Origin of the sequence: Pseudomonas hydrolytica, assembly GCF_021495345.1 — a bacterium.
Lineage (GTDB): Bacteria > Pseudomonadota > Gammaproteobacteria > Pseudomonadales > Pseudomonadaceae > Aquipseudomonas > Aquipseudomonas hydrolytica.
Window position 1 is genome coordinate 4,031,935 of record NZ_CP099397.1, and the last position, 19,746, is coordinate 4,051,680.

17 protein-coding genes are annotated in these 19,746 nt (G+C 64.0%); 3 read left to right on the forward strand and 14 right to left on the reverse strand.

What is annotated here, in order from left to right:
- From L1F06_RS18905 to bacA, 6 genes are all read right to left on the reverse strand, one after another.
- Complete coding sequence (locus L1F06_RS18905; protein WP_129481706.1) at positions 1-549, reverse strand: rhomboid family intramembrane serine protease; 549 nt, start codon at positions 547-549, stop codon at positions 1-3.
- Positions 546-5,780 (reverse strand): DNA repair ATPase, encoded by a 5,235-nt coding sequence (locus tag L1F06_RS18910; protein ID WP_129481707.1) that lies wholly within the window; start codon positions 5,778-5,780, stop codon positions 546-548. Before L1F06_RS18910 ends, L1F06_RS18905 begins: the two co-directional genes overlap by 4 nt.
- Positions 5,781-5,958: 178 nt before the next feature.
- Positions 5,959-8,004 (reverse strand): flotillin family protein, encoded by a 2,046-nt coding sequence (locus tag L1F06_RS18915; protein WP_003246135.1) that lies wholly within the window; start codon positions 8,002-8,004, stop codon positions 5,959-5,961.
- A 91-nt stretch (positions 8,005-8,095) separates the two neighbouring features.
- A complete protein-coding gene (locus L1F06_RS18920) occupies positions 8,096-8,737 on the reverse strand; it encodes an OB-fold-containig protein (RefSeq protein ID WP_129481708.1) in 642 nt (213 codons plus the stop codon).
- Positions 8,738-8,797: 60 nt separating this feature from the next.
- Entirely contained in the window at positions 8,798-9,493 is a 696-nt protein-coding gene (locus L1F06_RS18925) for a PspA/IM30 family protein (RefSeq protein WP_003246139.1), read from the reverse strand.
- Positions 9,494-9,506: 13 nt separating this feature from the next.
- A complete protein-coding gene (gene bacA / locus L1F06_RS18930; protein WP_129481709.1) occupies positions 9,507-10,127 on the reverse strand; it encodes a biofilm formation regulator BacA in 621 nt (206 codons plus the stop codon).
- 335 nt (positions 10,128-10,462) lie between these two features.
- Here bacA and L1F06_RS18935 point away from each other — a divergent pair, with 335 nt between their 5' ends.
- Complete coding sequence (locus L1F06_RS18935; protein ID WP_129481710.1) at positions 10,463-11,662, forward strand: CaiB/BaiF CoA transferase family protein; 1,200 nt, start codon at positions 10,463-10,465, stop codon at positions 11,660-11,662.
- Between the two features lies 1 nt (position 11,663).
- Positions 11,664-11,915: a hypothetical protein gene (locus L1F06_RS18940; protein WP_012019454.1), complete on the forward strand. Its 252-nt coding sequence runs from the start codon at positions 11,664-11,666 to the stop codon at positions 11,913-11,915.
- A 49-nt stretch (positions 11,916-11,964) separates the two neighbouring features.
- On the opposite strand, the gene thrC is transcribed toward L1F06_RS18940, so the two are convergent.
- From thrC to xerD, 4 genes are all read right to left on the reverse strand, one after another.
- Entirely contained in the window at positions 11,965-13,374 is a 1,410-nt protein-coding gene (gene thrC / locus L1F06_RS18945; RefSeq protein WP_129481711.1) for a threonine synthase, read from the reverse strand.
- Positions 13,375-13,431: 57 nt separating this feature from the next.
- Positions 13,432-14,736, reverse strand: a complete 1,305-nt coding sequence (locus L1F06_RS18950; RefSeq protein WP_012019456.1) for a homoserine dehydrogenase — start codon at positions 14,734-14,736, stop codon at positions 13,432-13,434.
- A 248-nt stretch (positions 14,737-14,984) separates the two neighbouring features.
- Complete coding sequence (locus L1F06_RS18955) at positions 14,985-15,710, reverse strand: thioredoxin fold domain-containing protein (protein WP_003246148.1); 726 nt, start codon at positions 15,708-15,710, stop codon at positions 14,985-14,987.
- A gap of 90 nt (positions 15,711-15,800) precedes the next feature.
- Entirely contained in the window at positions 15,801-16,697 is an 897-nt protein-coding gene (gene xerD / locus L1F06_RS18960; protein ID WP_003246150.1) for a site-specific tyrosine recombinase XerD, read from the reverse strand.
- Between the two features lie 217 nt (positions 16,698-16,914).
- Between xerD and L1F06_RS18965 the strand changes: the two genes are divergently transcribed.
- Positions 16,915-17,595, forward strand: coding sequence for a cyclic di-GMP-binding domain-containing protein, MshE-related (locus L1F06_RS18965; RefSeq protein WP_003246152.1), 681 nt, complete (start codon positions 16,915-16,917; stop codon positions 17,593-17,595).
- A 100-nt stretch (positions 17,596-17,695) separates the two neighbouring features.
- On the opposite strand, the gene rplS is transcribed toward L1F06_RS18965, so the two are convergent.
- The 4 genes from rplS to rpsP are packed head-to-tail and all read right to left on the reverse strand — an operon-like array spanning position 17,696 to position 19,635.
- Entirely contained in the window at positions 17,696-18,046 is a 351-nt protein-coding gene (rplS, locus tag L1F06_RS18970; protein WP_003246155.1) for a 50S ribosomal protein L19, read from the reverse strand.
- 42 nt (positions 18,047-18,088) lie between these two features.
- Positions 18,089-18,832 (reverse strand): tRNA (guanosine(37)-N1)-methyltransferase TrmD, encoded by a 744-nt coding sequence (trmD, locus tag L1F06_RS18975; RefSeq protein ID WP_129481712.1) that lies wholly within the window; start codon positions 18,830-18,832, stop codon positions 18,089-18,091.
- 5 nt (positions 18,833-18,837) lie between these two features.
- Positions 18,838-19,374, reverse strand: a complete 537-nt coding sequence (gene rimM / locus L1F06_RS18980; RefSeq protein ID WP_012019460.1) for a ribosome maturation factor RimM — start codon at positions 19,372-19,374, stop codon at positions 18,838-18,840.
- 9 nt (positions 19,375-19,383) lie between these two features.
- Positions 19,384-19,635, reverse strand: a complete 252-nt coding sequence (gene rpsP / locus L1F06_RS18985; RefSeq protein ID WP_003246162.1) for a 30S ribosomal protein S16 — start codon at positions 19,633-19,635, stop codon at positions 19,384-19,386.
- Between the last annotated feature and the right edge of the window lie 111 nt (positions 19,636-19,746).

A 19,746-nucleotide genomic window follows, 5' to 3' on the forward strand; every position in this document is an offset into this window, starting at 1 on the left:
TCATTGAATGCGGCGACGGCTTAGCGCGGCATACAGAACACCGCAGAAAGCTCCAGCCAGATGGTACTCGAAGGAGACGCCGGCGCTCGGCAGCAGGCCGAAGAACCAGCCGCCGTAGAGGAAGAACACCAGCGCGGCCAGCAGCAGGTCGAGCAGGCTGCGCTCGAACCAGGCGCGCGCCAGGAGCAGCCCCCAGAAGCCGAACAGCCAGCCGCTGGCGCCGATATGGAGGCCGGTGCGGCCGAACAGCCAGACCAGCGCCCCGCTGCCGAGGATGATGAAGGCGCTGGCGAACCAGAAGTCGCGGCGCGAGCGCAGCAGCAACAGGCTGCCAAGCACCAGCAGGCCACTGAGATTGCTCAGCAGATGCGCCCAGCTGCCATGCAGCCAGGGCGCGAGGAGAATGCCGGGCAGCGCCTCGACGTGCCGGGGCACCAGGCCCCAGACGTTGAGGGCACCAGCGAAGATGCCATTGACCAGCTGCACCAGCAGCATGCCGCCGGCGATCAGCGCCAGCGGCTGCAGCTCCGCCAGCCGACCTCGTCTCACGGCGCCTCATCGTCCGCAACGTCAGTACGCTGCTGTTGCCCCAGGTGCGCGCTGAGATCGCGCAGCTGGGTGGAAATTTCCAGCATGCGGTTGTGCGTACGCAGATCGATGTCGATCTTCTTGTCCATCGCCCTGATCAACGGCAGGAAGCTGTTTTCCAGACTGTCGGCCAGGCTTTCCAGCAGTTTCTGCGTACCCGGCTGCGGCGGTGCGACCACCTCCACCTGCGGGCGCAGCCTGCCGAGATTGTCCAGGCCGGCCAGCAACTGCTCCCAGGGTACGCTCGGCGCCTCGCTGGCCGGCTTGCCCACGGCCAGGCCGCGCACGCTCTCCACCAGGTCGTTGAGCTGGGCCACCACGCGACCGCCGACATCGCTGTCGCTGCCGCCCATGGCCTTGTTGCGCATGAAATCGCGCTTGATCTGCGCCCAGCGGGCACGCTGTTCTTCGGTCATATTGCCGCGCAGCTCGGCGAGCTTGAGCAGGTTTTCCTCGGCGCCGCTGGTAAGCAGTTGCGATTCGCCCTGGTAATGGTCGGCGATCAGTTGCATCAGCTCGGCGTCGTTCATCACCGAACTGATCTTTTCCGCCATCTTGTTCATGTTGCGGTAGCTGCCCTGCAGCTTGAACGGCGGCTCGGTGCGGTACTGGTCGGCCTGCGCAGCGCTGACGATGTACTGCTGGTTGACCCGCCCGACCACGTCGCGAATCTGCATCAGGCGCTGCAGGGTCGCGGTGATCTCGTTGATCTCCGCGGCGCTGTAGGTGTGGCTCAGTTCGTTGGCCGAGAACGGCTTGCCCTCGGCCTTGGCGACGAAGCGGTAGACGTCGGCCATGTCGCGGGTGGCCAGCGGCGCCAGCACCGGGTTGGAGGTCAGGCTGTTCTCGATATAGGACAGGGCGAAAGCCTCCTGCATGCCGCCCAGGGTGTCGCCCAGGTTGTAGATGTCGGCACGGTTGGCCAGCATGTCGGGGATCTTGAACAGCTCACCGGACTCGGTATAGGGGTTGCCGGACATGATCACGCAGAACTTCTTGCCGCGCATGTCGTAGGTCTTGGTGCGGCCCTTCCACACGCCCTCGATGCGCCGCGTTCCATCGCAGAGCGAGATGAACTTCTGCAGGAACTCGGGGTGGGTGTGCTGGATGTCGTCGACATAGAGCATCACGTTGTTGCCCATCTCCAGCGCCAGGTTGAGCTTTTCCAGCTCCTGGCGCGAGGTGGCGTCGGGGGCCTGCGCCGGGTCCACCGAGCGCACCTCGTGGCCCAGCGCCGGGCCGTTGATCTTCATGAAGATCAGCCCCAGACGATGCGCCACATATTCCATCAACGTCGTCTTGCCGTAGCCGGGCGGCGAGATGAGCATCAACAGGCCCATCAGGTCGGTACGCTTGTTCTCCCCGGCGGTGCCCATCTGCTTGGCCAGGTTGTCGCCGATAAAGCCCAGGTAGACGTCGTTGATCAGCTTGTTGCGCACAAAGGACGACAGCGGCCGCGGCTTGAATTCGGCCAGGCGCAGCGCCTCGCGCTCGCGGTTGATCACTTCCTGGCGCAGCGCCTGGTAGCGGGCCAGGTTGGGCAGGAAGTGCCGGCGATGCAGCCCCAGGCGAGCGAAGTAGTCGTCCAGAGCCAGCTGCAGACGCTGCTCGGCGATGCGCGGGTGATCGCCCATCAGCCCCTCGACGGCAAAGCGCAGGTCGACCTCGGTGACGCGGTGCTTCACCGCTTCGGGCAACAGCGCCAGGGCCACGGCCTCGGCGATGTAGCCACTCAGTTCGACCTGCTCGCCCTGGCTGCACAGGCCCTGCAGCCAGTTGTCCACCAGCGCCCACTGCGCCGCGGGGCGATCCTGCAGGCGCGCCAGGGTCTGCTGGTAGCCATCCCACACCCGCGCCGTTTCCAGACGCGTCTGCAGCGCTGCGAGCAGCTCGCGGGCGTATTTGCTGAAGGTGAATTCGATGCGCTCGGCGGCCAGTTCCTGCACCAGGTACTCGGCGGCCTCGTTCAGGGTGTCGCCCTGCTGCGCCAGCTGCTGGGCCTCGGCGAAGCTGGCCATGGCCGCTGCGATTTCCGCCTGCAGCTGCTCCAGGCCTTCACGACGGCCGAACAGCTGCTGGATATGCAGGCTGGTACGCGCGCGCTCCGGCCACTGCGCTGCCGCATCCAGGGCGTGCACCTGGCCCCAGAAGAAGCAGGCGAAGCCACGTGCCTGCGGGCGGTGGTAAAGCAGGCCGGCACTTTCGCGCAGGGGCAGCAGGCGGGCGAGGATCAGCGCCGCGTCATGGTCGTGGATGCCCTTCTCGTAACCTTCCTTGTAGCGCGGCGCGGCGAAATCGCGAATGCGCCGGGTCAGCGCCTCGGGGTCGGCCAGCAGTTGCTTGAGGCCATCCAGGCTCAGTTCGTCGCGACCGGCTTCGGCGGCCGCCAGTACTTCACCGGCCAGGTATTCGGCGCGGTAGAGCTGCGCAGACTCCGACTCCAGCGACACCTGCCAGTAGTCGCGCAGGCTTTCCAGCTCGGCATTGGCCAGCGGTTCGAGGAAATCCGTGCCGGTCAGGTGCAGGTAGAGCTGATCGCCGCGCGGCAGCAGGGTCAGATCCAGTTCCTGGGTGTTGACGCTGAAGCGATGGCGCGGGCCGAGCTTGATGACGTTGCCGCCGTCTTCGAACAGCTCGCTCTTGTCGCGCTGGGCACGCACCGCCTGATCACGGGCGCCCTTCAAACGCGCCTCGATGTCGTCGGCCTTGACGCTGTCCTTGAGCTCGCGCAGGCGCTCGGCCATCTCGCGCAGCTTGAGGATCAGCGGGTCGGCGGCGAAGAAGGCGTTGAGTTCCTCCATCTGGTTCAGCCGCGCGGTGCGCCGCCCCAGGCTTTCGAGAATGCGCAGGGCGGCGTCGAACAGGCCCTGGGCGCGGCGCTGGCGCTCGTCGAGCAGGCTCTGCTTGTGCGCCTCGAAGGTCTCCAGCAGCTCCTCGCGCTTGCTCAGGATGTCGCCGAGAAACGCTTCATGATCGCCGAACTGGCTTTCCAGCTCTTCGAGCTGCACCAGCAGGCGCGACAGCTGCTCGTCGCACTTCTCCGGGTCCTGGACCAGCGCCAGGGCGTTGGTGATGCCCTGGCTGAACAGTTTGAACTGGGCGCCGAATTGCGCCACGGTCTCGGCCGAGCCCAGGCCCTTGCGCCGCTGCTCGGCACGGGCCTTGGCCTGGTTGAGACGGGCATAGACCTCGGAGATCGACTCGACGATACGGGTGCGCTGGGTGGCGTCGTCGATGGCCAGCGAGGCCATCAGGCTGGAGAGCATGTCGAGGTTGCCGGCCATGTCCTGCATCTCGACCAGCGGCTCGTTCAACTGGGTGACGGTCTCGGCCTTCTGCGCCAGGCCGTCCAGCTCGCCCAGGCGCTGCACGTAGGGCTGCAGCGCGGCGTCGCTGGCGAGGAAGGCGGAGGTGGCAGCCGCCACACGTTCCTGCGCCTCGAGCAGCTCGGTCTCCATGGCGTCGATGCGCGCCACGTCGATGTAACGATAGTCGCGGATGGTCAGCAGCTGGCCGCGCTGGGCGGTGATGGCATTGAGGGCGTCGACGAACAGGCGCACTTCGTCCCAGCTGTCCACCAGCAGGCTCGACAGCAGGCCCTTCTGCCGCGTCTCGGCCTCGGCCATGGCACGGGCCGACTGCTGGCGGATGCTTTCGACCTTCTCGAACTCGTCGAGCACCAGCTCGCCCGTGGCGGCGATCTCGCGCAGCAGCGGCGCCAGCTCGGCGCACTGGGCATCGCCCAGCCAGTGATAGACGTCGAACAGACGGCGGGTGTTCTGGCACAGCTGGGTGTAGCGCGTCACCGACACTTCGCGGCTGTCGATCTCGCGACTGAGATTGAGCAGATCAGACACGCCGCGCACCAGCTCGGCATTGCCGATACGGCCGAAGAAGCCGCTGCGCGCCGGCTGGCGGGCAGCGTAGTCGTCGCTCTCGAACGGCGTCTGCCAGATCTGCATGGGGTGGATGCGCGTCGGCTCGCTACCCTCGGCGGCGAAGATCACCATGCGCCCGTCCTCCAGGCGCGCATAGCCGTGGCCGAAGATCGGGTTGTGCAACTGGCGGTTGATCATGTTGTAGGTGAACAGCGCCGAACGGCCTTCTTCCGGGTGGTAGAAGATGTACTGCACGTCCTCGCCGTTGGGCGAGCGCACCGAGCGCTTGAAGCGCATGCCGCCCATGGGCTGCTCGAAGGTCTTGTACTCGCCGCTCTGCAGGTAGTAGCCGCCGGGGAAGATGATGCCGTGGTCTTCCGGCAGCTGCACGCAGGCCAGGCCGATGGCGTCGATGCGCTCGACCTTGTTGGTCAGGCTGTTGAACACCAGGTAGCGCCACTGCTCCTCGCGGTACGGCAGGATCTTGAGCAGGATCAGGCTGCCCAGGCGGGCGTACTCGACCTGCGCGTCGTCCAGCGACTGGGTCTTGTCCACCACCGGCTCGCGGTAGATGCCCTGGCCGTCCTGGGTATTGTTCTCGACCTTGATGGTCAGGTCGCCGCCGACGGTTTCGACGAACACCGTGTCGAGGATGTTCAGATGCGGATGGCGGCCCATGACCACCATTTCGCGGGAGGTTTTCTGCCATTCGAAATCGAACGGCGCCGGCAGCGCGATATCGCGCTCGCCGCGGTTGTCGATATAGCGCACTTCGCGCCCATCGACCGAGATCGACCAGCGGAACACGCGGATGTCGCTGACCCGCTCGCCGATCTGGAAACTCGCCAGCAGCTTGCCATCGCGGATGGCCAGCTGCAGCAGACGGGTGTTCTTGTAGTAGGTGTAGAGCTCGTTGAAATCGGCGGCGAAACTGGCCTGGGCCAGGAAACTGCCCTCCAGCGGCACCGGTTCGGCGTCATAGCCTTCGGGGGTTTCCACCAGGCGATAGAGGGAAAACACGTCGGCGACGCCGGTTTCCTTCTTCAGGCCGATAAACACGTTGTAGCCGAACAGCAGGCACTCGCCGACCTGGACGATATCGCGGGCGATGCAGTTGTGCTCGGTGCGGATGCGCACCCGGCCGATGGCCTCCATCGCGCTGCTGCCGAATTCGGCCAGGCGCTGGCCATTGAGCGCCTCGGTCAGAGCGCGCAGGCGCTGGCCCTGCTCCTGCAGGCGCCGGTGCAGCACCTCGTAGGCGCCACCTTCGGCAACGGCCTTGTCCAATACGTCCTGTGTTTGTGCGTCCGACATCGTGTTCTTCCTGGATAGGCGGCATCAGGGCAGTCATTAGCCCATGGTCAATATGCCTGCAGGAGCCAGCTCGCTGGCGATCCTCACCCTCCGATCGCCAGCAAGCTGGCTCCTACACAAGCATTGAGCGCGGTTCGAATGGTTCGTGCCTCCCCCGGCAATACCGGGGGAGTCAAGGTCAGGCCTCGCCCACGCCATTACCCGTGCTGACAGGCGCCTGAGGCGCGGCCGCCTTGCCAGCCAGCAGACGGGAAATCACGTCCTGCACCACCGGGCTCTTGCCCACCACGCCTTCGATGGCCTTGCCCACCGACAGCGACTTGGCGAAGGAGTTGAAGAAGTCGCCTTCGCCGCCGACGATCTCGATCTTCGCCTTGGCCATGGCCGCGGCCAGCACTTCGGCCTGGTCCTTGGCGATGTCCTTGTTCGCGGCGATGGCGGCCATGGCTTCCTCGAAGCTCTTCTCCAGCTGCATGCGGAACTCTTCGTGAGCTCGGGCCGCGTCGCTGAGCGAATCCAGCGCGCCGAACTTCTTGCCCAGACCTTCGGCTTCGGCGCTCAGGCGCTCCAGCAGGATCGACGCTTCGGCCGAGCCCTGCTCCTTGGTCGCCTTGGCCTTGGCCAAGCCCAGCTGCTCCTCGCCACGTGCCTGGGCGGTGAGTTTCTCTTCCAGCACCTTAGCCTCGGCCAGGCCGTCTTTCTCCTTGGCGGAGGCCTGGGCTTCGAGAATACGCGCCTCGGCCAGGCCTTTCTCCTGCTCGCCCTTGGCTTCGGCGATCAGACGCTCGGCCTGCACGCGAGCCTCGGCCAGACCTTCCTTCTCCTTCGCCGCGGCGGTGACTTCACGCACCTTGGCGTCGGCCAGACCCGGTGCAGCACGCTCGGCCTCGATCCCTTCGGCCAGCTTCTTCTTGGCCTCGGCGCTCTTGGCAGCCGCTTCCAGTTCGGCCTGGGCCAGGGTGTTGATTTCCACGGCCTTGTGCTTGGAACGCGCCTCGTCGGCTTCGGCCTGCTTGACCTGGCGCACCAGCTCCTGCTCGGCTTCGGCCTGGGCGTTGAGCACTACCACCTGCTTCATGCGCTCGGCCTCGGACACCTCGCGCACTTCCTTGATGCGCTCCTCTTCCTGGGCGACGGTTTTCTCCACCGCCACGCGCTCGCGGATCACTCCGGCGATGTTCTTGCGCTCTTCTTCCAGCGCCTTTTCCTTCTCGATGCGCTGCAGCTCGACCTCGCGCTCGCGGGCGACCACTTCCAGGTCCTTGGCCCGGGTAACCTTCTCCACCTCGATGACCACGGCGCGCTGGCGGTTCTGCTGCGCAACCTCCACCTCGCGCTGGTGGTTCTCGGCGCGGATGTCCAGCTCCTGCTGGGTCTGGATGCGCGCCTGCTCGGCCTTCAGCCGCTCTTCCTCGCGCACCTTGAGGGTCTCGGCTTCCTCGCGGGCACGGATGGTCTCGATCTCGCGCTTCTGCCGCGCCTCGGCATCGGCCTGCTGGCGCTCCAGGGCCAGGGTCGCCTCGCGGGTCTCGACGTTCTTCTTCTTGATCGCCAGCTCCTCGTTGCGCTCCAGTTCGTTGGTGATGACGTTCTGCGCGGCGGTCAGCTCGGTGATCTTGCGGATACCCTCGGCGTCGAGGATGTTGCTCGGGTCCAGCGACACCTTGGAGGTCTGCTCCAGGTAGTCGATGGCCACGTCTTCCAGCACATAGCCGTTGAGGTCGTTGCCGATCACCTCGACGATGCGGTCGCGAAATTCCTGACGGTTCTCGAACAGCTGGACGAAGTCGAACTGCTTGCCGACGGTCTTCAGCGCCTCGGAGAACTTGGCGTTGAACAGCTCGTTGACCGCACCGCGGTCGGAGGCGCGCTCCACGCCGATGGCCTTGGCCACCTTGAGCACGTCTTCCTGGGTCTCGTTGACGCGCAGGTAGAAGGCCACGGTGATGTCGGCGCGCAGGTTGTCACGGCAGATCAGGCCGTCCTTGCCGCGGCGGTCGACTTCCAGGGTGATCAGGGAGATCTTCATGAACTCCTTGAGGTGGATGACCGGATACACCAGGGAGCCGGTGAAATGCACCTTGGGCGTCGAACTCATGTCGTTGACGATCAGCGCAGTGCCCTGCGGAACCTTGATATAGAAAGCCTTGAACAGTGCGATCAGGGCGATCACGAAGAGGACGACCAGCCCTGCTCCGACGAGGAAGGGAATGACGTTTTCCATTACAGCTGTACTCCTTTGCTAAGTGTTCCAGACCGGCTCGGCGATGCCCCAGCCTGCCGGCCATCTGTGACGTACGGATTGTCGGCAGAGGCTATACGCCTCGAAATTCTTCTTCTGTAATCACCCGGTAGGCGTGTTCGGCCGCCAGGTATTCGAGCAGCACCACACGGTCGCCGCGCTTGAAGCCCAGCGCCTCGTCGGCACGCACGCGCAGGATCAGCCCGGCGCCGCCATCTTCCAGCACCGCTTCGCCATGGCTGGCGGTGACTCGGCCGCTGCGCACCACCGCTACCTGCCCCAGCACGGATTTGCTGCTGATCGCCTCGACCTTGTGAAACAGCGGACGCAGCGGCCGACAGATCGCCGCGCACAGCGGTGCGGCCACGACCAAGACACCGGCGATCACCACCAGCCCCAACGGGTAGCGCAAAATGCCCAGCGGCAGGTGGCGCAGCAGCCACAGCTCGATGAAGTAGCAGATGAACCAGCCAAAGAAGAACAGCAGCGTCAGCACCAGAGTGACCGGCACGCCGTCGAGCTTGAGTTTGTAGAGCAGGCCGGCAAGGCCTTCGGTCTGGCCGGCGCCATCCATTACCGAATCGGCCTCGACGTCGAGCAGGTCGACCTCGAGCAAGCCGGCGGCGACGACCAGCCAATAGATGACCGCCACGCACAGCAGGAAGCTGTAGATGGCGGTGGGAAATGACAGCGCTGTCTGCAGGAAGAGTTCCATTTTTTCCTTTTCCCTGGGTTAGGGAAACGGGGCGCCAGCGCCCCGTTGTTTACGCATCGCTCAGGACTTGGCCTTGTCCTTCAGCCTGGCCAGCACGCTGTCGGCACTGGCGCTGTCGGCCTTGATGCCGGCGGCGCGCAGCTTGGCTTCCAGCGAATCGTCCGGCGCACTGGTAGCGGCCAGCTCGGCCGAGGCTTCCATCTTCGCAGCACGCTCGGCCTGCTTCTGTTTGATGCGCTCGAGCGACTCGACCGCGGTCTGCAGCTTGGCTTGCGAGCCGCCGTAACGCTGAGCCACGGCCATCTGCGCCTTCTGCACGCTCTCGGTGGCCTTGACCGTGTCCACCTGCTGCTTGAGGCGCTTGATGTTGCCTTCGGCCTGGGTCACGGCCTTGCGCAGCTGCGCCACGCTGGCGGCGAAACCTTCGGCCTGCTCGCGCTCGCTGGCCAGTTCGATCTCCAGGTTGGCGATCTTCTCGGCCACTTCCTTGGCTAAGGTCTCGTTGCCGGCTTCCAGCGCCTTGAGTGCGTACTGCTCGTATTCGGCGATGCTCGCCGCACTCTTGCTCACCTTGTCGCTGGCCAGCTTGTGCTTGGCCATGATCTCGGCCAGCGCTTCCTTGGAGCGACGCAGCTCGGTGTCGGCGTCGCGGATTTCCTGATCGAGAATGCGCAGGGCCTGGCTGTCCACCACGGCCTCGCCCACTTCATTGGCGCCGCCGCGCAGCGCCGTCAGCAGTTTGCTCCAGACGTTCATCGCACTTCTCCTTTCAGGCACTGGCCGTGAGGAAGCCCTCGTAGGCTTCGGTGGCCTTGATCACGTTGTCCGCCAGCAGCTCGATCTCGAACACCACATCGGACAGGGTCGAGGATGAGCTGAGCGCGCCGAACATGGTGTAACAATCGCGCCCGTCGACCATCTTCTCCAGGCCGATGGACGACAGCGGGAACAGCTTGTGGGTGCGCAGCACTTCTTCGTTGAAGGCGTTGGCGTCCTTGACGTCCGTTGCGGGCCATAGCAGCGCCTCGACGATGATCTGCTCGCCGAACACGGCGATGAATAGCGGCAGGTCACCGTATTCGCGCATGGTCACGTGCAAGCTGGCGTCGGCGCCCTGGATCAGCTCGATGCCGGCCTGCCCGCTGTGGAACAGCTCCGTCGCCGCCAGCGCGTCATACAGCGCCTGGGCGGTCCAAACCTGCGGCATGCTCATACCTTCCTCCTTCTCCATCGAAGCCAGCGTCGACTGAGGCTGGCGCAGTTTGCGTTCGAACGCGACCAGCAGCGGCGCGTGCTCGGGCAGTATCCAGACTTCCTTCTTGACCAGACCCTGCTCGCGCAGGCGCTGACGGTAAAGACGCTGGTAGTGGGCTGATGATTTGTTGTCCATGGAAACTAGCCTAGACCTTCACATGTGATATCGCAATACATCACATGTGATACTTTTCGCACCGCTCGTCGAGCGGACAGGCGGACGCCGTCAACGACCAGATACGGCCGGCGACACGAGAGACTTCAAGGAAAGATCAGGAAGGGGAAAACATCCATGAGAACTTGCCAAGCGCTTCCATTCGCCAGCGGGAATTAAACCGCAGCCCCTATCAGGATGCACGCGCAAAAGCGCCAACCTCTTCGCACTTGCGGCAATTGGCCAGCAAGCTCGCACATGGTCACGCCGGCGGCAATGCAATAGGCTTGCGCACCTGAGCAACCACAGGAGCCACCATGAGCGCCCCCAGCCAACCTCTTGCCGGCCTGAAAGTGATCGAACTCGGCAGCCTGATCGCAGGACCGTTCGCCGCGCGCATCTGCGCCGAGTTCGGCGCCGAGGTGATCAAGGTCGAGTCGCCCGATGGCGGCGACCCGCTGCGCAAGTGGCGCAAGCTGTACGAAGGCACTTCGCTGTGGTGGTTCGTTCAGGCACGCAACAAGCGCTCGATCACCCTCAACCTCAAGCACGAGGCCGGCCGCGACGTGCTGCGCAAGCTGTTGGCGGAGGCCGACATCCTGATCGAGAACTTTCGCCCCGGCGTGCTGGAAAAGCTTGGCCTGGGCTGGGACGCCCTCCACGCACTGAACCCCAGACTGGTGATGGTGCGCCTGTCCGGCTTCGGCCAGAGCGGCCCGATGAAGGATCAGCCGGGGTTCGGCGCAGTCGGCGAATCCATGGGCGGGCTGCGCTACATCACCGGTTTCGAGGATCGCCCGCCAGTGCGCACCGGCATCAGCATCGGCGACTCCATCGCCGCGCTATGGGGCGTGATCGGCGCGCTGATGGCGCTGCGCCAACGCGAAGTCAACGGCGGCAGCGGCCAGGTGGTGGACGTGGCGCTGTACGAGGCGGTGTTCGCCATGATGGAGTCGATGGTGCCGGAGTTCGACGTGTTCGGCTTTATCCGCGAGCGCAGTGGCAACATCATGCCGGGCATCACCCCCTCCTCCATCCACACCACCGCGGACAACAAGCACATCCAGATCGGCGCCAACGGCGACGCCATCTTCAGGCGCTTCATGCTGGCCATCGGGCGCGAGGATCTGGCGAACGACCCTGATCTGGCCAGCAACGATGGCCGCGACGCACGACGCGGCGAACTGTACGAGGTGATCGACCGCTGGACCGCCAGCCTGCCCCTGAGCGAGGTGGAAGCGACACTCAGAGGCGCCGAGGTGCCGGCCAGTCGCATCTACTCGGCCGAAGACATGCTCAAGGATCCGCAGTTTCTCGCCCGCGAGATGTTTCTTTCCGCGCAACTTCCGGACGGCAAGGCGTTCAAGATGCCAGGCATAGTGCCCAAGCTCTCCGACACCCCCGGCGCGGTGCACTGGACGGGGCCGGCCCTGGGCGAACACAACGCCGAGGTATTGAGCAGCCTCGGCTATGACGCCCAGCAGATTGAAGAGCTGCGCAACCAGGGAGCGATCTGACATGAACGAGTTACCGCAGGAGGTGCGCCGCCTGCTGCAGCAAGGTCAGCGCCGGGCCGCCATCGAGCTGCTTTGTCTGCATCAGAGGCTGAGCGAGGAGGAGGCGACTCGACGCATCGATCAGCACCTCGAGGACAACCCGCCACTTCGCCCACGCGGCGCCGCGGTTCTGCTCGCCAGCAAACTCAATTTCCTGGTCTGGCTGATCCTGATCGGCCTGATGGTCCTGGTCGCCTTGTTCCTCAGCCGCTGAAACGAAACCGGCGCCACAAGGGCGCCGGCTTGCATTCACAGACCGGAATTCAGAGCGGCTTGCCGCGATTGCCGTGAGCGGCGACGAACTGCTGCACGGTGCGCAGGTCGTTGGCCAATACCGTGCAACGCTCCTCGCGCTGGAACAGATCGGCCAGGTGCGCCGGCAAGGCCGGAGCCGCATCGATACCAGCCTTCTCCACCGCCTCGGGGAACTTGACCGGATGCGCCGTACCCAGCACCACCATGGGGGTCGCCAGGCTGCGGCGGCATTCGCGCGCAGCGCGCACGCCGATGGCAGTGTGCGGGTCGAGCAGCTCGCCGCACTCCTGATACACATCGGTGATGGTCTCGCAGGTCTGCTCGTCGTTCACCGCCAGCGAATCGAACAGCTTGCGCGCCTCGGTCCAGCGATCTTCCTCGACACTGAAACCGCCGCCCTGCTTGAAGCTGTCCATCAGGCTGGCAATGGCGGCGCCATTGCGGCCATGCAGGTCGAACAGCAGGCGCTCGAAGTTGGACGAGACCATGATGTCCATCGACGGCGACAGGGTCGGGTGCAGGGTGTCCTTGACGTACTGATTGCCGCTCATGAAGCGGTGCAGGATGTCGTTGCGGTTGGTGGCGACGATCAGCTGGCTGACCGGCAGGCCCATGTTGCGCGCCAGGTACCCGGCGAAGATGTCGCCGAAGTTGCCGGTCGGCACCGAGAAGGCGACGGAGCGAGCCGGCGCGCCGAGCTGCAGTGCAGCGTGGAAGTAGTAGACGATCTGGGCCATGATCCGCGCCCAGTTGATCGAGTTGACCGCCACCAGACGCGTGCCCTTGAGGAAGCCCTGGTCGGCGAAGCTGGCCTTGACCATCTCCTGGCAGTCGTCGAAGTTGCCTTCGATGGCGATGTTGTGGATGTTGTCGCCGAGGATGGTGGTCATCTGCCGGCGCTGCACCTCGGACACGCGGTTGTGCGGGTGCATGATGAAGATGTCGACGTTGTCGCAGGCCTTGCAGCCTTCGATGGCCGCCGAGCCGGTGTCGCCGCTGGTGGCGCCCATGATCACCACGCGCTCGCCGCGCTTGGCCAGCACATGGTCGAGCAGACGACCGAGCAGCTGCAGGGCGAAGTCCTTGAACGCCAGGGTCGGGCCGTGGAACAGCTCCAGCACCCACTCGTTGCCGTTGAGCTGACGCAGCGGCGCCACGGCGTTGTGGGCGAACACGCCGTAGGTTTCCTCGAGAATCTTCTTGAAGTCGGCGTCAGCGATGGAGCCGGCAACGAACGGGCGCATCACCCGGAAGGCCAGCTCGTGATAGGGCAGGCCGGCCCAGGAAGCGATTTCCTCGACGGTGAAACGCGGCAGATTCTCCGGCACGTAGAGGCCGCCGTCGCTGGCCAGACCAGCCAGCAGCACGTCTTCGAAATTCAGGGCCGGCGCCTGGCCGCGGGTACTGATATAGCGCATGGGATAAACCTTCGTTCTGCTGCACCCGCAGGCCAAGACCTGCGGGCGGACACATGATTAATTGAGCTGTTCCACGCGGATACGGACGATGGGCGCAGCCACGCCATCCAGCGTTTCCATGGCGGAGATGGCATCGAGGATACGCGCCTCGACCACCCGGTGGGTAACCAGGATCATCGGCACCAGGCCGTCCTGCTCCTCGGCTTCCTTCTGCATGATCGACTCGATGTTGATGCCGCGTTCGGAGAGGATGCTCGCCACCTGTGCCAGCACGCCCGGGTGGTCCTTGGCCTGGATGCGCAGGTAGTAGGCGCTTTCGCACTGTTCGATGGGCAGGATCGGGTGATCGGACAGCGAATCCGGCTGGAAGGCCAGGTGCGGCACACGGTTGGTCGGGTCGGTGGTCAGCGCACGCACCACGTCAACCAGGTCGGCCACCACCGCCGAGGCAGTCGGCTCCATGCCGGCGCCGGCACCGTAGTACAGGGTGCTGCCGACGGCATCGCCATTGACCATCACCGCGTTCATCACGCCGTTGACGTTGGCGATCAGGCGGTCGGCCGGGATCAGCGTCGGGTGCACGCGCAGTTCGAACCCGGCCTCGGTGCGCCGGGCCACGCCCAGGTGCTTGATGCGATAGCCCAGCGCCTCGGCGTAGTTGACGTCGGCCGTGGTCAGGCGGGTGATGCCTTCGGTGTAGGCCTTGTCGAACTGCAGCGGGATGCCGAAGGCGATGGAGGCGAGGATGGTCAGCTTGTGCGCGGCGTCGATGCCCTCGACGTCGAAGGTCGGGTCGGCCTCGGCATAGCCCAGCGCCTGCGCTTCCTTGAGCACGTCGTCGAAGGCACGCCCCTTCTCGCGCATTTCGGTCAGGATGAAGTTGCCGGTGCCGTTGATGATGCCGGCCAGCCAGTTGATGCGATTAGCCGCAAGGCCTTCGCGGATCGCCTTGATCACCGGGATACCCCCGGCCACGGCGGCCTCGAAGGCGACGATCACGCCCTTCTCGCGCGCCTTGGCGAAGATCTCGTTGCCGTGCACGGCGATCAGCGCCTTGTTGGCGGTGACCACGTGCTTGCCGTTGTCGATGGCCTTGAGCACCAGATCGCGGGCCAGGGTGTAGCCACCGATCAGCTCGATGACGATATCGATCTCGGGATTGCTCGCGACGGCGAACACGTCATTGGTCGTGGCGATGCCGGTAATGTCGTACTGCGGCTTGGGCGAGCGAATGGCGATCTGGGCAATCTCGATGCCGCGACCGGCGCGCCGAGTAATCTCCTCGGCATTGCGCTTGAGTACATTCAAAGTACCGCCACCGACGGTGCCCAATCCACAGATGCCCACTTTGACCGGCTTCACACTCAATTCCCCATCAGCACTGCACGAAACGGCCGGAGCATGCCCCGGCCGCGGATAAAGAGCCGCACCTTACGAAGCGGCTGTTTGTTAGTCAATCCACCGCTCACAGAACCTGATCACGAGCTCGCGAGCTAGAGCTATGCAAGGCAAAAACAGGCGAGGAAGCGCAGTTTACGAGTTGTAAATGAGCATTCCGAGCCTGTTTTTAACGCAGCAGAGCCGACGCACAGCAGCTCGTGGGCAGGTTCTTAGTTCGACTCCAGCGCAATTTTGGCCAGCTGCGGCGCCGGCTGATAACCCGGAATCATCTTGCCGTTGGCCAGCACGATGGCCGGCGTGCCGTTGACCCCGATCATCTGGCCCAGCTGGTACTGCTTGGCCACCGGATTGTCACAGGTCGCATCGGCTACGCTCTGGCGAGTCTTGGCGCGGTTCATGGCGTCCTGCTGATCCTTGGCGCACCAGACGTTGACCAGTTCCTTGGCTGCCGGGCTGTTCAGACCCTGGCGCGGGAAGGCGAGATAACGCACCTCGACGCCCAGGCGATTGAGCTCCGGCACTTCGCTGTGCAGCTTCTGGCAATAACCGCAGTCGGTGTCGGTGAAGACGGTGATATGGGTTTTCGGCGCCTTGGGCGCGAACACCACCATCTCCTTGGCCGGAATGGAATTGATCTGCTTGGCCACCGCACGGCTCTCTTCGATCTCGGTGAGATTGACCGCCTGGCCATCCTTGACCTGGAACAGGTAACCCTGGATCAGGAACTGGCCGTCGGCGCTGGTGTAGAGCTGGCGCCCACCCTTGAGCTGAACCTGATAGATGCCCGGCATCGGGCTCTCGGCGATGGCCTCGATCGGCAGGCTGGCATCCAGCGAAGTCAGGCTCTGGCGGATGGCCTGATCGGGATCGGCAGCCAGGGTGATACCGCTGCCCAGCAGCAGGGCCAGGGCAACGGGAATACGGGTCAGGGACATGAACACTCCTGTCGAACGAGGGACGGCAAATATCGGCACAGCCTACCACAGATGACCGCCAGGCAGCCGGCAGGCGACCGGACGGCGCAGTCAACCGCGCGGATGGTGCTTGGCATGCAGCTCCTGCAACCTCGCCCGAGCGATATGGGTGTAGATCTGCGTGGTGGACAGGTCGCTGTGGCCCAGCAGCATCTGCACCACGCGCAGGTCGGCGCCATGGTTGAGCAGATGGGTAGCGAAGGCATGACGCAGGGTATGCGGCGACAGGGACTTGCTGATGCCGGCCACTTTCGCCTGATGCTTGATCCGATGCCAGAAGGTCTGCCGGGTCATCTGCTCGCCACGCAGGCTGGGAAACAGGACGTCGCTCGGCTTGCCACCCAGCAGCAGCGGCCGCGCCTCGCGACTGTAGCGCTCGATCCAGGCGATGGCCTCCTCGCCCAGCGGCACCAGCCGCTCCTTGCTGCCCTTGCCAAACACACGCAGGACGCCCTGGCGCAGGTTGACCTGCTCCAGAGTCAAGCCGACCAGTTCGCTGACGCGCAGCCCGCAGGCATAGAGCACCTCGAGCATGGCGCGATCGCGCAGGCCTATGGGATCGTCCAGATCCGGAGCCTGCAGTAGCGCCTCGACATCCGCCTCGGACAGCGATTTGGGCAGCGGCCTGCCGATCTGCGGCAGCTCCACCTGCAGACTGGGATCCTCTTCGACAACCCCTTCGCGCAGCAGAAAGCGATAGAAGCCGCGCACGCCAGAGAGAAACCTTGCCGTGGAGCGCGCCTGATAGCCCTGCTCCAGGCGCCAGGCCAGGTGATCGAGAATGGCATCACGCCCGATGCACTGCAGCTGCAGACCGCGACCATCGAGCCAATGGTTGAAGTGCTCCAGATCGCTGCGATAGGCGGCACGGGTATGAGCGGACAGGCCCTTCTCGAGCCAGAGCGTCTCGAGAAATCGCTCGATCATGGGATGGGACAGAGTGGACATGCGGACACTTCACATACGGCAGGGGCGCTAGTGTTTCACAGGCTCGGGCAGAGGCTCCAGTCACCATCGCCGACTGTTGCCACCAATCGAAACAGGCCGCCGACTGCCACCTCGACTCATGCGACGGACGGCCAGGCAAGCCTATCCTTGGTTGGGTGACACCCCATGAGAAGAGGCCCATGATTTCAACCTGCCATCACTCATCGGTAGCCCCGCCATGACCCAGCACAACCACTCACGCCTCGGCCAGATCCTGATCAGCAAGGGCCTGATCACCTCCGCACAGCTGGACGCCGCGATCAAAGTCCAGCTGATCAGCCGCAAGCGCCTGGGCGAAGTGCTGCTGGAGCAGGGCCTGCTGACCGAGAAACAACTGAGCAGGGCGCTGAAGAAACAGAGCAACCTGCGCCTGGCCGCCACTCTGGTCGCCGCCCTGATGAGCCCATTCCAGATGGCCAGCGCCGACATCCAGCGCCTGCAGCCGCCCAGCAGCGTCAGCCGGAATGAGACGCCACGCGGCATGCAGTCGCTCAGCGACAGCGAAATGAGCTCGGTCAGCGCCCAGGGCCTGGATGACGCTTTGCAAGGCTTGCTGCTGCGCGCGGAAAATGGCGACGGCCTGGGTACGGTCAAGCAACTAGCCAAGCTGGTGATGCCGGTACTGGACAACCTGGACGCCGAAACCGGCCTGCGCGACGTGCGCTATGACACCGGCAAGCTGCGCTCTACGCTGAACGCCGACGGCTCGTTCAACGTCAACCTGCCCAGCTCCATCGGCGAACTGCGCTTCGACAATATTCGCGTCAAAGACGCGCCGCCCGGCCAGAGCTTCGGCAGCCTGAGCCTGCACAACATCGATCTGTCGCAGGCCAGCCTGAAAGTCAGCCTGCGCCCCTGATCCCGGGCATGGCGCGCCAAGAAAGGGACGCCGCAGAAGAACGCCACAGGCATAAAAAAAGCAGCCCGTAGGCTGCTTTTTTTGCGAGAAGCGTCCGAACTTAGGACAGCTTTTCCTTGATGCGCGCGGCTTTGCCGGACAGGTCGCGCAGGTAGTACAGCTTGGCCTTGCGTACGTCACCGCGACGCTTGACGCTCAGGCTGTCGACCAGCGGCGAGTAGGTCTGGAAGGTACGCTCGACGCCAACACCGCTGGAGATCTTGCGCACGGTGAAAGCGCTGTTCAGGCCGCGGTTACGCTTGGCGATCACGACGCCTTCGAAGGCCTGCAGACGCTGACGGTCGCCTTCCTTCACTTTCACTTGCACGACAACGGTGTCGCCCGGGGCGAAAGTCGGGATTTCTTTGTTCATCTGCTCGGCTTCGAGCATCTGGATAATCTTGTTGGTCATGCTGCGCTCCTAAGACAAGCCTCCCGGCCTGCCATCGATACGTTAACTATCGTCCCGCTGGCGGATGTATTCCTCCAGCAGCTTCTTCTCTTCTCCAGAAAGCGAGCGGCTATCCAGAAGATCAGCGCGACGTTCCCAGGTCCGACCAAGGGACTGCTGCAAACGCCAGCGCCGGATGTGTTCGTGGTTGCCACTAAGCAACACTTCGGGAACACGTTTATCCGCATACACCTCCGGGCGGGTGTAGTGCGGGCAGTCGAGCAGGCCATCCGTAAAGGAATCCTCCTCGGCCGAATCGGCATGACCCAATGCACCAGGCAAAAGGCGCGTTACCGCATCGATCAGCACCATGGCCGGCAGCTCACCGCCGGACAGGACGTAGTCGCCAATCGACCATTCCTCATCGACATGCGTCTCGATGAAACGCTCGTCGATGCCTTCATAACGACCGGCGATCAGGATCAGTGCATGCTCCTGCGCCAGCTCGCGGACCGCAGCCTGATTCAGGCGGCGTCCCTGCGGCGACAGGTAGATCACCTTCGCCGTCTCCCCCGCGGCCTGCCTGGCGCTGGCCAGGGCATCCTCGAGAGGCTTGATCTTCATCACCATTCCCGGACCACCGCCAAAGGGGCGGTCATCCACCGTGTGGTGACGATCCGTCGTGTAGTCCCGCGGGTTCCAGCAATTGAGCTTGAGCAGCTCCTGCTTGACCGCACGACTGGTGATGCCGTACTCGCCGATGGCGGCAAACATTTCCGGGAACAGGGTGATGACTTCTACGCGCATGAGCCTTAGAAATCCGCATCCCAGTCGACCCGCATCTCGCCAGCTGCCAGATCGATCGAAAGCACGCACTGATCCGTGTAGGGCAGCAAACGCTCGCGATCATCCAGGCTGCCTGCGCAAGCCTTGACCACCATCACATCGTTGGCACCGGTCTCGAACAGATGGTCGACCACACCGAGCAACTGCCCCGCCTGATCGATGACCTTCAAGCCCTGCAACTGGTACCAGTAGAACTCGCCCTCTTCCAGGTCCGGCAGCTCGCTGCGCGGCACGCAGATCTCGAAACCGGCGTAGGTACGCGCAATTTCGCGATCATCCAGACCTTTCAACTTGGCTACCAGCACCTTGCCTTGCAGGCGGCCGCTGGCCAGTTCCACTTTCTTTACCTCACCGTCACGCCTGAGCGTCCAGTGGCGGTAGTCGAGCACGTTATCGATGGGGTCGGTAAAGGAATACACCTTCACTTCACCCCTGACGCCGTGCACCGAAACAATCTTGCCGAGAACGATCAAATCCTCGGCGACGGCCGGCGTCGTACTCATAAAAGATGCTTAGGCAGCAGCCTTGGCAGCTTCCTTGAGCAGCTGAGCAACACGCTCAGACGGCTGAGCGCCCTGGCCCAGCCAGTAGGTCGCACGCTCTTGGTCAACAGACAGACGCACTTCGCCACCGGCAGCGATCGGGTTGAAGAAACCGATACGCTCAACGAAACGACCGTCGCGCGCGTTGCGGCTGTTGGTCACGGTCAGGTGGTAGAAGGGGCGCTTTTTGGAGCCGCCACGAGCAAGACGGATGGTTACCATGTGAACATCGTTCCTGTAGTCGGTGCTAACTTGAGGCACACATTAAAAATGGGCCTAGGCCCGAAAGGCCGCATATTTTAAGGATTATGCGGCGGTTTGCAAATCTCTTTT